At 54.8% G+C, this 15,254-nt stretch carries 9 protein-coding genes; 5 read left to right on the top strand and 4 right to left on the bottom strand.

The window, feature by feature from the left end; translation table 11 throughout:
• Positions 1 to 68: 68 nt before the first annotated feature.
• The 3 genes from Q0802_RS17950 to Q0802_RS17940 are packed head-to-tail and all read right to left on the bottom strand — an operon-like array spanning position 69 to position 3,552.
• Complete coding sequence (locus Q0802_RS17950; RefSeq protein ID WP_298920808.1) at positions 69 to 662, bottom strand: polyphosphate polymerase domain-containing protein; 594 nt, start codon at positions 660 to 662, stop codon at positions 69 to 71.
• Positions 659 to 2,914, bottom strand: coding sequence for a hypothetical protein (locus tag Q0802_RS17945; RefSeq protein WP_298920805.1), 2,256 nt, complete (start codon positions 2,912 to 2,914; stop codon positions 659 to 661). The genes Q0802_RS17950 and Q0802_RS17945 overlap by 4 nt, the downstream gene beginning before the upstream one ends.
• Positions 2,914 to 3,552: a DUF4956 domain-containing protein gene (locus Q0802_RS17940; protein ID WP_298920854.1), complete on the bottom strand. Its 639-nt coding sequence runs from the start codon at positions 3,550 to 3,552 to the stop codon at positions 2,914 to 2,916. The genes Q0802_RS17945 and Q0802_RS17940 overlap by 1 nt, the downstream gene beginning before the upstream one ends.
• Before the next feature lie 582 nt (positions 3,553 to 4,134).
• Between Q0802_RS17940 and Q0802_RS17935 the strand changes: the two genes are divergently transcribed.
• Both Q0802_RS17935 and Q0802_RS17930 read left to right on the top strand, forming a co-directional pair.
• Positions 4,135 to 5,868 carry a type I secretion system permease/ATPase gene (locus Q0802_RS17935; protein ID WP_298920802.1) on the top strand — a complete coding sequence of 578 codons (1,734 nt, stop codon included), beginning with the start codon at positions 4,135 to 4,137 and terminating at the stop codon, positions 5,866 to 5,868.
• Positions 5,865 to 7,178 carry an HlyD family type I secretion periplasmic adaptor subunit gene (locus Q0802_RS17930; protein ID WP_298920800.1) on the top strand — a complete coding sequence of 438 codons (1,314 nt, stop codon included), beginning with the start codon at positions 5,865 to 5,867 and terminating at the stop codon, positions 7,176 to 7,178. The genes Q0802_RS17935 and Q0802_RS17930 overlap by 4 nt, the downstream gene beginning before the upstream one ends.
• A gap of 276 nt (positions 7,179 to 7,454) precedes the next feature.
• On the opposite strand, the gene Q0802_RS17925 is transcribed toward Q0802_RS17930, so the two are convergent.
• Positions 7,455 to 9,581, bottom strand: a complete 2,127-nt coding sequence (locus tag Q0802_RS17925) for a BTAD domain-containing putative transcriptional regulator (protein WP_298920798.1) — start codon at positions 9,579 to 9,581, stop codon at positions 7,455 to 7,457.
• A gap of 429 nt (positions 9,582 to 10,010) precedes the next feature.
• Between Q0802_RS17925 and Q0802_RS17920 the strand changes: the two genes are divergently transcribed.
• Genes Q0802_RS17920 through Q0802_RS17910 form a run of 3 tightly spaced genes read left to right on the top strand, consistent with a single transcriptional unit; the run spans position 10,011 to position 15,066 of the window.
• Entirely contained in the window at positions 10,011 to 10,652 is a 642-nt protein-coding gene (locus Q0802_RS17920; protein WP_298920796.1) for a hypothetical protein, read from the top strand.
• Between the two features lie 24 nt (positions 10,653 to 10,676).
• The gene (locus Q0802_RS17915; RefSeq protein ID WP_298920794.1) at positions 10,677 to 12,992 is read left to right on the top strand and encodes a hypothetical protein; all 2,316 of its coding nucleotides are present in this window, start codon (positions 10,677 to 10,679) and stop codon (positions 12,990 to 12,992) included.
• Positions 12,985 to 15,066 carry a hypothetical protein gene (locus tag Q0802_RS17910; RefSeq protein WP_298920792.1) on the top strand — a complete coding sequence of 694 codons (2,082 nt, stop codon included), beginning with the start codon at positions 12,985 to 12,987 and terminating at the stop codon, positions 15,064 to 15,066. The genes Q0802_RS17915 and Q0802_RS17910 overlap by 8 nt, the downstream gene beginning before the upstream one ends.
• Positions 15,067 to 15,254 lie beyond the last annotated feature (188 nt).

Here is a 15,254-nt window from a genome sequence, read left to right as displayed (position 1 = left end):
CCGATCACGCAAATTCGGGTGGCCAGGATTGCTCGATGCTCACTTTTGGAGAATCCAGGGAACGGTTGTCAGATCGCGTTTTCTCGGTGCAGGAAAGATCGCGCATACTTTGAAAACCGGGACGAAGGCACCGGCACGATGGTTTCAAGATAATTGTCCGGCACCTCGAAGGGTGCCTTGATCTCAACCACCTCCTCCAGATCGCGGAACTGCCTAGCGCTGCCACTGTAGCGGTATCGAATATCGCTATCGAAGGTTATTCTAAGGTCTTCGTAATTGAAGTAGGATCGCCGGTATTCGATGCAAACTGAGGGAATTAGGTTTCCATAAGACTGATCCACGATGCCATTTCTTATGAAATTAGCGAATTCTTCCGCTTTAACTGCCTTGGTCGTTTTGAAACGCCCTTCGACGGAAGACGTTTTTCGCTCCAGCGACAGACTCGATTGATCATCATTGTACCAGCGAACCCTGATTTTGAACCGTGGCAATACGCCTTCTTCGGAGTCGCGAAAGGCTTGAAGATCCCGGGTATCAAAATATTGGCTGGCAATCTTGCGATTGGGATGCAGCAATGACATTCCTCGCCCCAAAAGAAGCGCTCTGAACTTCTTTGCATCGCTTGAGGTCAACCGAAATTTGCGTTCTTTCCGAAAGCTCATTGCGTGAGTTCGTTAACAGCGATGTCTGAAAATGCATCCACGTTGACATCCCCCTCGCAATCGTAGGCATCCAGTTTCAGCGTCCCACCGCCATATTCCTGCTTTTTCTGGAACGCCTCAGCACAGATCGGGATTTCCTTACCCACGAAGCGAACAACATGAGAACGGGAAAAGTCTTTTGATGATACGCCTATCGCGGCTGTGTCGATGACAACGTCATCCGCTTCAAACTGAGAATTTTCCCCGACCGAAATACCTTTATCGCCACAGTCCTCGAGAACAGCCGAGGTAATTTCGAATTTGCCCGAAGACACATCAAAGCAATCATTGCCCGTGCGCGTCACCTTGAGGTTACCAATCGAGATCTCAGAAAAATCAATATCGATCGCGTCGGCGAAGCCATCCTCTACCGTCAGGCTGGTGAGGACTCCCTTGGACGAGACGATGTTGACACTGTCTTCGCACTGCCCCCCCGCGCCGGAAACCGTACTCGCATCGAAAGTCACATCAAAGAAATTCAGACATCCGGTCAGCCCAAACTTGTTAAATCGCTGTGTGCTGAGTATCGCCGTGCTTTGCGCATTCCCATCGAATTCGATCGTCCAGCCTTGAAGATGCACACCGCGCACAAGAACCCAGTCATCAGCTTCGGTTTGCGTGACAATCATTTTGCTTGCTGCAAGGTCGAGATCAACCTTGGCACCGGTCGAAAGAACCAGTTCCCCACTCAAAAACGGCAGTATTCGGTACTCGTCCTCGATTGCCTGATCTGGCTCAGACAAGAGCAGCAGCCGATCATCTTCGAATTCATTGTCGCTGATCAGATCGATCAACTCAGTAGACGACAGCGAGACCCTCTCAGCCTCCCCAGATGCCGATACCCGTTGCCCGATGTAATCCCCAGTTTCGGTGCGTCCTTCGAGATCAAAATAGCGGTAGTTAAATCCGAAATCGGCCGCACGATCTGCCAGTCTTTGACGTTTTTCCGCAAAGGCAAGAACCACTTTCTGATCAGTGTCCTGCGCATATGGACGCTGCATCTCCCGAAGGGTGGCAATTCCCGAGAGCATCGCTTCAAGGCTTTGGTTCATCATGGCATCTGCGGCCTCTCTCTCCATCCTTGCCCGCTTGAAAAAGGCCTCCTTGAATGCATCATCGTTTTGCAACGCCTCAACTCGTGTCGCCATTTCCTCAATGGCTTCTGGGGATGCATGTTTGAGAAAGAACTCCAGCGACTTGGCCTCACCAAGACGCTCGAAGGGTTTTAGCTCATTGAGAAACTCAAGATTGCCATCATAGTAGATCGGTTCAAAGGTCTGCGTGAAACTATTGAAGTAAAACTTGCGGTTGTGGGGCCGCAATGCGTGCCGACCGGTCATCGCCAGCAAGGCGATCGCATATGTTTCGAATACGTGATCTTCAGCGTTTGGGTTTGGCGCCAACTGCATGCCATAGTACCTGAATTCGACATCGTCCGCGTAAGCTAGGAAAGCAGCTTGCAGCCGTTTGAAAGCCTCCAGCGAGATCTGCGTCGAAATCTCGCCCTTCTCGGCCCATTTCCCATTGGTCAAACGGGCCAGAGAGACACTTTCCAGCTCCAGATTGTCAAACCCGTCGACATCCCACGTCAGGTCTTCATCCCCTTCAAAAATCGGACCTTCGCGGCGGTTGTTCCGTTCCAAAAGTTCTTTCTGAGCGTTTTCCTGAAACAGCAATTGAACCGAAATTCCATTGATCGACGCAGGAACCATGAATGTCTCCGGCGCGATGAACCCAAGTTCGCGCAAGATCAACGTGCCCAAAACCTCATTCACACCCATGCGCGTGTGCGGCAGTAGCAGTTTGAACCGCGTAGCGTTCAGGACATTCCCTTCCCGAAGCCGGACATCGAGACTGGAGATGATATTGCCGCCGGGCAGCAAATTTATGTGGTCCTTGATGTCACCGCTCTGCCGGACCCGTGCTTTGTAGCTGCAGTTTCCAAACGGATAACGGACCAGCAGGGTCGCATCCACCTTACGCTTGAATTCATCTCCTATGGTGATCTTGTCGGTCGCAAGGATCGAGATACTATTCTTGAACCATTTCCTGCTTTTGCGAATCTCGACATCAATGCTCTCGATCTGAGCAGGATTGGCAAGTTCATCGCGGTAAGCGTAGGTCGCAAAATCGCAAGCTGCCATCGACGCGGTGGCAAAGCCGCAGAAGCACAAGGCCCAGATGATAACTCTTTTGAACGGTCGTCCCAGCATCACTTGTTTAAGCGCGCTTCGATGACAGACGGATTGCCCTCTAATTTTCGCAAATCGCCTTGGAGGACCGTAAACTTGTTAGATGCAAGAATGTAGGAATAGGCGCCGTCGCGGCGCACTTCGGAAATCAGATCTTCGCTATCCTGAAGAGCATGCAAAGCGGCACTGGCCTCAACCTCCAGCGTACTCAGGCGATTGCCCTCGCTAAAAGACGTCTCAAAATAGGGCCGTCCGAGAATGCGCGGAGCAAGGATGCTCGCAACCACCATCACCACGAGTGCCAGTCCCATGGCGGCAACAAAAAAGACGAGCCACTTGACTGAAACCGATGCGGCAATCCCCATGGTGATCGCTGCAAAATAGACGGAAAGCTCAAAGGGCGATTTCACCGGATTTCTGAAACGAACGATAGACAAAGCGCCGATCATGCCCAGCGACAAGGCGATATTACCGGAAATGACCTTGGTGATCACAAACGTAATAATCGGCAATGTGGTAAGCGTGGCGGTATGCGCGAAGGTCCCAACCCATCGCTGCCCCGCCATGATGAGAGCAGCCCGCCCAGCCAAAGAAATGGAAATCAACAGGCAGACAATAAGAACTTCTTGAACAATAGACTCGAACATAATTGACAGCATTCCCAACAGTTAACACTCCTAAACAGCAGATTTTTTTCCTTATATCAAGTGACTTACAACTCCTGGGCGATTTGCCTGATGGAAAGACCGGGCTTAGCACAGGCGCCCGGAGCGGCAGTCTGTTGCCCTTGAATGGTCTTTTGATCGCCCGTTGAGGTAACGCATCTGGCCACAGCTTTGGCCTCCAACCGGTGGCGAAACACTCGAAAGAAAATCGCAACATCCGAGTGTGCTTCTGGCACTTTAGCGAAATCTCGTGCTGCCGAACGATCCAAGGCTTAGCGCTAAATTTGATGCGCGGGCATCAAAAATTCGCCCTAGAGTATCGGCATCACATTTCTTACTGTTCGGAAAATTCACCTCAACTAACGACCGCCGGTTGGGTGGCCTTCTAGTGCAATCGGTGGTTTACCAAATGGGCTTCAACTATCTTTGCGCAGGTTCAATGGAAGCGAATGTGTGACATGAAACAAATGCCGACTCTCGAAATAAGTCGAGCAGACGCTGAACTGGTACTCTAAATATATCCGTTCATGGAGGATTGAGAATTATTTTTTCCGCTCATTTTCAAGGTGTTGAAGGGTGACCGACAGAACTCAACCTGGTCTTCAGGAGCTGCGCCGCGCGCGGCGGGCTGGCGCTTGGCTTTTGTGGGCGGTGTTTGGGTTCAGCATCTTTGTGAACCTTCTGATGCTGACCGGGCCTCTTTTCATGCTTCAGGTGTACGACCGGGTTTTGGGGTCTCGTTCGGAAGAGACGCTTGTCGCGCTTTTTCTTTTGGTCGCAGTACTCTTCGCTTTGATGATGGTTCTTGATTATGCGCGCGGCCGGGTGCTGGCGCGGTTTGGCGCGCGGTTTCAGTCTCAAATGGATGATCGGGTGTTTGAGGCCATTCTCAGGCGCGCAGTGGTCCCGTCCGAAAGGGCGGCCCCCGCCAGTGGGTTACGGGACCTCGAAACGGTTCGGACGCTCTTCGCCTCGCCGGTGGTGATCGCGCTTTTCGATATTCCCTGGACCCCTGTCTTCCTTGCAGCGATTTTCATCTTTCATCCCTGGTTGGGGTGGCTGGCGGTTGTCGGTAGCGCGACACTGGCGATCATCACGTTGCTGAACAATTGGCTGACGAAATCCAAAACGCTGGAAGCACAAGTCGTTTCGCAACGCGCCCAAAGCTTCGCCGAACAAGCGCGCCGCGCGGCAGAAGTCGTGCGCGCGCAGGGCATGAGTGCGTCGGTCGCAGACCGTTGGCATGACCTTCGGGACGCATCGCTTGAAACCTCCATGCGCGCCAGCGACTGGACGGGCATTTTCACCGCAATTTCGAAGTCCTTCACGCTGTTTCTGCAATCGGCGATGCTGGCGTTGGGAGCCTATCTGGTATTGCAGGGCGAAGTGACCGCCGGTGCGATGATTGCCAGCTCGATCCTGATGGGACGCGCCCTTGCCCCGGTCCAGCAGGCGCTAGGACAATGGAACATGGTCCAGCAGGCGCGCGCGGCGTGGTACTCCTTGGCTCAATTGCTGGAAAAAACGCCGGAACTGCGTGAGGCTCATGCGCTCCCGCAACCCCATGCCAACATCTCCGTTGCCGGGGTTTCCGTGATGGCAGCTGGTGCAAAATTTCCCACTTTAAAGGCGGTATCCTTTTATCTGGGCGAAGGGGAAGCTCTCGGCGTGATCGGCAAAAGCGGATCAGGCAAGACAACACTTGCAAAAACCCTCTTGGGCCTCACACGGATCACCGCAGGAGAGGTTCGGTTTGGCGGCGCAACGCTGGATCAATATGACCCTGATGCTTTGGGCTCTTACATCGGCTACCTGCCGCAGAATGTCGTGCTCTTTTCCGGTACGATCGCTGAGAATATTGCGCGCATGTCGACACAGCCGGATGATGCAAAGGTGGTTGAAGCCGCCAAGCGTGCCAATGCGCACGAGATGATCCTTTCACTCCCCGATGGGTACAAAACAATTGTCCATGGCGATGACGGACAACTGTCGGGTGGGCAACGCCAACGCATCGCTCTGGCGCGGGCGTTCTACGGAGACCCCGTTCTGCTCATCTTGGATGAGCCAAATTCTGCATTGGACAATGATGGCTCAATCGCCCTGAATTCGGCAGTACGTGACTTCAAAGCCAGAGGTCGCGCTGTGGTGATCATGACCCACCGCCCCTCAGCCATTTCCGAATGCGACCGGTTGCTGGTCATCGAAGGCGGTCAGATCAAGGCAGATGGCGCGCGTGACGAAGTCCTCAAATCGATGGTGAGCAATGTGGAAACGATCAAGCAATCGCTCACCCAGGCGAAGTCATCATGAGCAAGACACGACGTAAAGCCCGTAGATGGAAAGCAACAGGCCCGTTGTTGATCGGGATGGCTGCCTTGATGGTTCTCGTGGGTGTTTTGGGTGTTTGGAGTGTTCAGGCGCGGATCGCGGGTGCCGTGATCGCCTCTGGAATGATCCAGGTGGAATCCAACCGTCAGGTACTGCAACACCCGCAGGGCGGTGTTGTTGGTGCGCTGCTCGTGAAAGATGGTGACGTGGTATCCGCTGGCGACGTTGTGCTGCAGTTTGATGACACGCAACTGCGCTCGGAACTTGCCATCATCGAAGGGCAGCTTTTCGAAATCCTGGCCCGCAAGGCCCGCTTGCAGGCGGAACGCGACGGTCTGGATGGTCTTCCGATCTCCGATGACCTGCGCGAAGAAGCCGCGCGGGATCCGGCGGTCCAGGCATTGATCGACGGACAGACCAGACTTTTTGGTGCGCGTGCCGCCTCGCTTGAACAGAGTTCAGAACAGATCGCCGAACAAATTGCCCAGGCCGAGAACCAGATCCTGGGGGCTACTGCCCAGCTCGCGGCACTCGAAACCCAGGAAGCGTTGATCGAAACGGAATTGCGGGATGCACAGTCGCTACTGGAAAAGGGGCTTGCCCAAGCCTCGCGTGTTTCGGCGCTGCAACGGGAACAGGCGCGTCTTTTGGGGGAGATTGGCAACGTAACGGCCAATGTCGCACAACTACGGGGGCAGATCGCCGCTCTCAATATCGAACGGATCGCCTTGACAACGCGACTGCGCGAAGAGGCAATCACGACACTGCGGGATTTGCAATTCCAGGAAGTGGAACTGGTCCAGCGCAGGCTCAGCACCAAGGACACGTTGTCGCGCATGGACCTGCGCGCGCCCGTGAGCGGCGTCATCTACGGGTCAAGGGTTTTCGCCCTGCAATCAGTTGTTTCTCCCGCTGAACCGATCATGTACATCATCCCGCAGGATCAGCCGATGGTGGTTTCCGCCCGCGTAGATCCAATTCACGTGGATCAGGTTCATGTGGGACAGGCCGCCACCTTGCGTTTTGCCGCCTTTGATCAACGTTTGACGCCTGAGATAACCGGGCGGGTCACCAAGCTCTCCGCCGATATCTTTACCGACGAGACCACGGGCATGTCCTATTATCAGGCGGAACTGATCCCTGTTCAGGGTGAAATGGAAAAGCTGGGAGGGCAGGTTCTCCTCCCCGGCATGCCTGTGGATGCGTTCATCAAAACCTCCGAGCGCTCTCCCCTAAGCTATCTCGCAAAACCCCTCACCGACTACTTCACGAAAGCCTTTCGGGAAGGGTAAATCTGCTCGGTGATGCGCACTACATTGACCCGCAATCATTGCGACCAAACCCAAATCTGTCCTGATAGAAATTTCCTGAGACACAGCTAAGTTGCAGAAACCATGGTCGGATTGAATCCAGACAAGCGAATAAACCTCTCCAAAGTCTGTAGCGCCAAATGCCTGAACGCGCCAACATCAGCCTGCTCAGGGCCCCGCACCTTGAAGGGGCTTGAGCAAAACTGCGATGAAATGGTCAGACCCAACCCCGCAAGCCAATTTACATCCAACTACGGCCTATAGTTCGCACCCATCGAACTCCTCCATGAGCGCCTTGAAAGCCTGACTTTCGCGCAAAATCGCAAAATCCAAATCCGTTGCAATCCAAGCGATCAAGCGCCGCCGCACAAGGCTTGAGGTTTTTGAGAGACGGGCCAAACGTTCTATCGCTTCGTCGGCTTGGCCCATAAACACAAATGCGCGGGCAAGATTGTAGTTAAATTGTACCAGGCCATCGTCATCGCCAAGGATCATGGCCCAACGACACCACTCTCGGGCCTGATCAATCCGACCAAGCTCAGCGTAGACAGATGCCCCAAACGCGAGGGCGTCGGTGTTGTCAGGGTGTCGTTCTACCGCCGCTTCGAGCCGGCGTCCCGCCTCGCGCAGAGCCTCGGTCGCCTCATCATGACGGCCCATTGCGCGCAGCTCTTCGGCAAGAAGACCTGAAGAGCGATAATCCTCTGAGCGCAAAGATGCCGCTTGCGCATAAAGGCGCGCCGCCTGGGCACGGTCGCCGCGAACGCGGTGGTTCCGGGCCAGGAAAAACGGCGGCTCATAGAGATCTGGATCCATCTGCGCCGCGATCGCCAGTTCTCGTTCGGCTGCGCCATAGTTGCCTTTGGCGTAGTGCCCGAGGCCCACGGCGGCCCTGACCTCCGCCAACTCATCATCCAATCCATAAGCCTTGCGCGCCAATTCGCTGCAGCGCGAAAACCCGGGATCGCCCCCTCCACCGATTGATCTGATGGATAGATAGAACTCGCACAGAGCCAGAAGTGCAAACGCCTCTGCATATTTGGGATCACGTTCAACCGCCTGCGTCAGCAGGAGCTTTGCAGTTCCAAGGCTGCGGTGATCGAGACCACGGAGGTAAAAGGAACGGGCTTTCAGGAAGAGTTTGTAGGCTTCAACATCCTTTGTACCTCTTTTGAACTCTGCATCGGTGTCCGGAAACAGGGCACCGCGCAGGGCTTTAACGACGCGGCGTGCGAGCAGGTCTTGCAACAGGAAGATGTCGGTCAACGGATGGTCGAAGCGGTCGGCCCAGATTTGATCCCCTGATCCTCCGTCAACGAGCCGGGCGGTGACACGCACCGATTGTCCGTCCTGCCGGACGCTGCCCTGTAGGATATGGCTTGCTCCCAGACTTCTCGCGACCTCGATGGTGCAAACGCTTCTGTTCTTGAGTGCGAATGCCACGCTGCGTGCTGTAACACCGATGTCACGAACCTTGCCCAGATCCGTAATGATGTCTTCGGTCAACCCATCCGCAAAGTAATCTTGCGTTGGATCGCCCCCCAGGGTGGCGAATGGCAGAACGGCTATCATTGTTGTGCCGGTTGGAAGCGCGACGGCATCTTTTGTCCCAACTGTGTCAGCCGATCTAATCCGATCTGCAATCTCGGTCGTCTCTTTCTCGGGTTCTATTCCGAGGTTTTCAGCAAGCAGTTCGCGCGCCGCCTCGTAGCATCGCAACGCCTGGCTTCGCTCACCTCGTTCGACGTGCCCGTGCATGAGTGTCCGCACCGCCTCTTCGTTGAACGGGTCGACCGAAAGCAGGCGGCGTGCCGCATAGGACATCGCGCTGGAGTGCCTGGTGGCCTCCCCGCGGCGCATAAGGCGCAAAGCCAGACCTGCAAAGACGGCATCAAGTCGCGCGCGTTCAGCGAGAATCCAGTCTCGAAAAAGCGGATCAGATATCTGCAAGCGTTCCAGAAAAGGACCACGGCGCAGCTGTAAAACATCCTCTGAAAGGTCATCCGCAGCATCCAAAAGATCGAATACATCGACAGACAAATCGGGTCCGAGCCGTACCGATTGTCGATCTGCCTCGATGAGGCAGATACCAGCCTCTTCGGACAACAACTTGAGCCGACGCAGCGCTTGTTTCAGGCTGTCACGGGCACGTAGTTCGCTACTCTCGCTCCAAAGAACTCCCGCGAGTTGGTTACGCAGCATGCACTTGTCGGCGGAAAGGGCGAGGAGACCCAGCAATCCACGGTCTTTACGGGCTGAAACGGATAGGAACTGATCGCCGCAGCGCAATTCGAAGGGCCCAAGTAAATTGAGCCTAATGCCATGTTCCAACAGAAATCCGTTCATACGACCTTCAGTCTGCTCAGTGATGAGCCATGGATTCACGATTTTTTCCCGAAGGGGTTCCCGAATCAATTCCCTCCAGGCGTGCACAATACCACGAATCAGGACCGTTGATCTGTGATGCAGAACCCACCGCATGGGTTCGGCAATATTTTGTAAGAGGTTATTTCAATGCGAGATAGACGCCCCCCGAATAGTATTTCTCCCTGGCCCGCACACCCGGCCACCGTCTTTTGGACCCACCCGCAATTGGTACATCCGCCGACACGACAGCGTAGGCGCAGGGTTGGTTTTGGCCAGCGATCGTATTGGAGTGTCGTTGGCATTCTGCTCACCATCGCCCTCTTGCAAAGCGTCGCACCGACGCAAGAGACAGTTGCAATCCGCTCCGACGATCCGGGCCGCATCGCGATACCGAGACCCGGTACAGCAAACTGAGCACTTCTTTTCCGACACGTGAGGATCGCCGACATGTCAGAGACCACTCTGGAATTCATTACACTGAGACAGCCCGAACGCATCCGGCAAAAACTGAAACGCCTGCGCTATATCCGTGACCTCAGAACGGATACACAGGCACCACTGCGCGAGCAACTCATCGGGACCGACAATTATTTGCAGAAGGTGGTTCTTGCCAGGGCCATGATGGAAGGCCCTCTCTTCTTTAGCGCAGAGCGATATTATCAACTGCAATTCGAGACGGTGACCGACACCCTGCGTTCTGAGCTGCGGGGGCCGGTTCACAACCGGGACGGCAGCACTACGGAAGGCGTAGAACTGGCAAGCATCATTGCCCTGCTCGAAGACCGCATACCCGCGCTGGCGACTTCGAATTTTTTCCATAATCCAGTGCTGCCGCCACCTGCGCTTTTGGTCCTGTTTCTGGAGTACTCTGTGATCTGGGAGTCGCTTTACGCGGTCTGTGTGATGGCGGGTATCCATCAGGTCGAAACGAACCATCACATCGATGCCATTCGCGGGATGCATCTTCTGACCCTGCTGCGCATCGAAAACCTGAAGCCCACGCCGCCGATCACATGGCCATACTACGACTTCGATGCCTACGAGGCGACGTTGCCCAAAAATCTCCTGAGCTACGACAACCTAGCCTAGCAGCCGATGAAACGGAGAGCCAAAATGAAAAGAACGAAGACATCACAATCCGGGCGTTCGGATACCGCCGCCAACAAGACCGCCGCAACAACCACTGCTGCGCAAGATACCGCAACCGACAAGCCACTGACATCTCTGAACTCAGTTCTACCGATCTTTGGAGGTGACGACGATCTGCTGCAACCGATCAAATCATGCATCCATTTCCGGCCCTTGCGGCAAAGCTGCCTTGCGCCCGTGACCGTCGGCGACCTGCTGGTCGTTGAGCAAAACTTGTGCGGTTACAAGATGGGTGAGATCGCGCAGATCGAAAATGTCATGGCCCGCGAGCGCCGCGAATTCAGCAGCCGTGACCTCAATAGCATCACGGATACCACCGAAAGTTCCTTTGAACGTGAGATCGAGGAAACCCAAACCTCCGGGTTTGAGGAACGGTTTTCCCTTTCGGTCCAATCGCAGGAGGCGCAAAGTCAGCAGACATCTGTCAGCGGCAATATCAGCGCATCCTACAATGCGCCGGCCTTCTCAGCGACCATCGGTGCCAATGCTTCCTACACCTCTTCCAAGGACGCGTCGCTCACAACATCGCAGGAATACGCCAAAACGGTGACAGAAGAAGCCACCAAGCGCGTGCGCGAGGCGGTGAGTGAATCCAAAAAAGTCACCATCGTGACAGAGTCGGTGAAAACCACGCTGCAAGGCTTCAACAACACCGAAAGCGATACCCATATCACTGGCATCTACCGCTGGATCGACAAATACTACAATGCGCAGCTTTTCGACTACGGCAAACGATTGTTCCTGCAATTCTATGTGCCTGAACCCGCCTTCTTTCTGCGCGACCTGGCAAAATTGATCGACCGTCAGGAACTTGCGGACATCGACCCGCCCGTCCATCCGCGTGATCTTTCACCGCCCATTAAAAGCTATCAGGACGTTACCGAGGCCAACTATGCAAGCCTCGCCGCAACCTATGACGCCACGGATATCGCGCCGCCGCCGCCCCTGACTCTTGTGAAGGGCAAGGGCATTTCGCACCCCGACGCTGATCCCGGCACTTCCGACAATGGTGTGCAGGACCACAACGAACCAACCCTCGCCAAGACGATCGACACGGTCATTGTTGACCAAGGATATCACCTGGTGGAATGGCAGGCCAATATCCCGATGACCCAGATCGGTCGACCCGACAAGAACGGCACGAACACCGATGTCAAATACGGTTACTACACGACCATCGGCTTTTCCGACACGTCGTCGGACGTCAATATGCTGCTGGTCAACGTGATGGGTGTGACCTGTTATTACCTGACCCACAACGATGGTGCCGACAACGACAAGGACATCATGGTCAGCACCAATCGTTTCGACGAATGGCATCCCTCACCAGACCCGCTCGAAGGCGAAATTCCAATCACCATCGGGGCGGAATTCGAAGGCAAATTCTACTTCAATCTGCTCTACAAGATGGAACGTAACGATGAGACGTTGCAGCAATGGCAGATCGATACCTATGCCAAGATTCTGCAGGCCTACACCAATAAGCAAACCGCTTATGATCAGGAGCTTCAGCAGGCAGAGTCGTCCCGCGACAATCAAGTCGGTGCGCTCAAGGCACAGCCGCGCGAGGAGACCTACCGGCGGATCGAGGCCGAAGAGCTGCGCAAGCACTGTATCGACATTCTGACCCGGCACACCTCCTTCGCAGAGCAGCCGCAAAAGCTGAACGAGTTGCCCGACGGGCGGATGGAGATCAATCTGTCCGGGCTCTTTGGCATTCCCAACTGGCAAGCGAACAACGTCAATGGTGTCACGGCGGCCTTTGCCGAGGAAGCGTTCGAATGGGAAATGATTACTTACAAGCTCTATCCCTACTTCTGGACAGATCGTCAAAGGTGGGACGAACTTTTTCGCGAGGCCGAAACAGGTGACGCGCTCTTTGATCAGTTTCTCAGATCCGGTTTTGCGCGGGTCGTCGTCCCGCTGCGCCCGAACTATGAACGGTCTGTTCTATATTTCTTGCGCACAAACATGATTTGGGCAGGTGGTGAAGTGCCGGCCTTTGACGACGATACGCATCTTTCGCTTCTCGAAGAACTGCACGCTTCAGTGCAGCTTGGTAAGGGTGACGGGATGCCCGTGGACGCGCCCTGGGAGGTCAAGGTACCAACCAGCTTCGTCTATCTTCAAGAGGGGTCGGAACTGCCTGAGTTTGACTGTTCCTTCGGCGCCGATACGGATGGCGCGGTCGAATTGCCCAGCGAGGAAGAGATCGAGGAGCAGGAGACCGCCATGGCCGCACTGATGACATCTGGCAGCAAGGCCAGCGCCGATGGATGACACATCCGGGACCAGCGAAGAATTTGCCTATGATATGTATGCCGAGCTTTTTGGCGCGCTTAACGAAGCCCCGGAAAAGGATCAGGCACGGATTCTGAAATCGTTCCTGCTCGGCAACATCGATACGATGCGCGAGCATACGGTGTTTCAACTCGATCTCATCGAAAAGCTGGCCTCCATTGCGCTCAACAACGTTCAGGACGTCCGCCTGCACAGTCTGGAAGCCAGAATGCGCGAGATTGAACAGGGCAAGCCAGTCACCTTCGGGCAGATCATGGGGGAATTGTTCTTTGCGCTGGCCATCGAAGTCGTGGTGCTCACCGGGGTGACGACTGCGGCTCCGGTGGTGGCCGGAGCCGGTGCGCTATTGTTGACGAGTATCAAGACGTCTGCGCGGTCGAAGGTGATGCTGCGGCGTGTGGCCACGGCCGACCGAAAAACAGCAACGCTTGCGCGAATGCGCTCGGATTTGGCGGGACAAGAGCTGCGGCTCCTAAATCGCCTGCACATGCGCCGCCCACCAAAATCGCGCAAACGTGCGTGGCGGGCGCGGAAGAAAATGAACCTTGTAACCAAGGAAGAACTGGCCCGCGTGCGTCATGATATTGAATACCTCGATCAAAACCTTGCCTTTGCCATTGACGCCATGGGGACTGATTTGCCCTCCATGGACGCACTGACCGTGCGCTATCAGGACCTTGCTACAAAGCGCCTGTCCAACAAGGTCCAGGGATTGATTGACGATTACGCGCATCACGTCGATGCCGGGAAGGCCGCCGTCAGATCGTTTTCCCAGATCGCGTTGCAAGACCACCCCGGTGCTTTTGCAGAGATGACGCCGACGCAAACGGACAGCGCGTCGTATGAATCCGCATTCACAACCACCGGGGCCATCACCGAGATGGTATCGGAATGCGAAGCGCTCAAGCTTGACGTGATCGAACACTACGCGCAGATGCAGGCCATCCTCGATAACGTCCCAGAAGATGATATCTTTTCAGCCTTTGAGACCGTGCTCGTCATGGAGGAGATTGAAAACAACCTTTTTGACATGATCGATCTTTCCGACACCATTCTGGCCGATCTGGACGCTTTCGTAGTACCTATGGAGTTGGCGGTGTGGCTGCTTTATCTCGAAACAAACAACGTCCTTGAACGCGAGCACACCCCAAGCAGGAAATCCCTGAGGATTGGCGGGTATCCTGCCGCGGAAACGCGCTTTATTGACGACAATTTCGTCGATCAGGTTCTGAGCACGACCACTGGTCTCACCGACTCTCCGAATACACTCTATGAAGGTCGGCACTATCCCGGCCTGCGATTGCTTGACGAACACCAAGCCTACTACCTGTTTCACCGATTTGCGAAACCCGCTTTCGGCCAGATAGCTGATCGGGTGCCGGTCAGCGCGACCAAAGAGCTTTCGAATTTCATCCACAGGGACGTGAACGAGCGTGCGTTTGACAACGTTCTGTCATTGGAAAAGGTCTTTTTCTGGAGCGGTGAAAATGAACGGCGACGGGATTTGGTCAACGAGATGCGCTTGGTCGTCATCGAGTATTTCAACTTTGTGCGCGAAAAGGTGGAGCAGCGCGAGACAGTTGGCTTTTCGCAGGCTGTGCCCGAGGGCACGATGATCGGGCAATTGCTTGGCAGTATCGAAAGGCCGATGCTGCCGGATGTCCCTTCGCAAGAACAGCCCGGGCTGACCGCTCAGGAGCTCTTGCTCGAACTGGACGCAGCACAATCGATGGCCTGGGAAGAGCGCACACTCACCACGTTGGACAATCTCGACGCCGCCTATGAACGCGCGCTCGAATTTTTTGCGCACACTCAGGCGATGAAAGAAAAATACAAAGAAGATTTCGCAGAATCGACCTTCAACGACCTTTTCTTACTCCAGGCAGAGGCTCAGTTGCTATCGACCCGAACAGCCATCGAGGGGCAGATTGGGATGATCCAGTCGGATGAGAAGCATAGCTCAAGCAAAGTCGACAACCGGGTCGATGCGCTTATGCGAAAACTACTGCAATCACCCGTCGAGAAAGAAATGTTCAGTACATTCGAACGTTAGCAATCTCTACAATTTGCTCAAACCGCCACTGCGTTTCTTCACATGCCACCATGGCTGAGGTGCCTCCTAACGCTCGGCATTTGGTTGTGGTCTGCATGCTGATGTTCTGTGAAATCGCCCCTTAGAACGAAACGCCAGTCTTGATCTGCGAAGTCGCTGGACAGACGGAATGCGGTACACTGAAGTTC

The organism is uncultured Roseobacter sp., from assembly GCF_947495275.1.
Lineage (GTDB): Bacteria > Pseudomonadota > Alphaproteobacteria > Rhodobacterales > Rhodobacteraceae > Roseobacter.
This window is presented reverse-complemented; position numbering and strand designations above follow the sequence as displayed.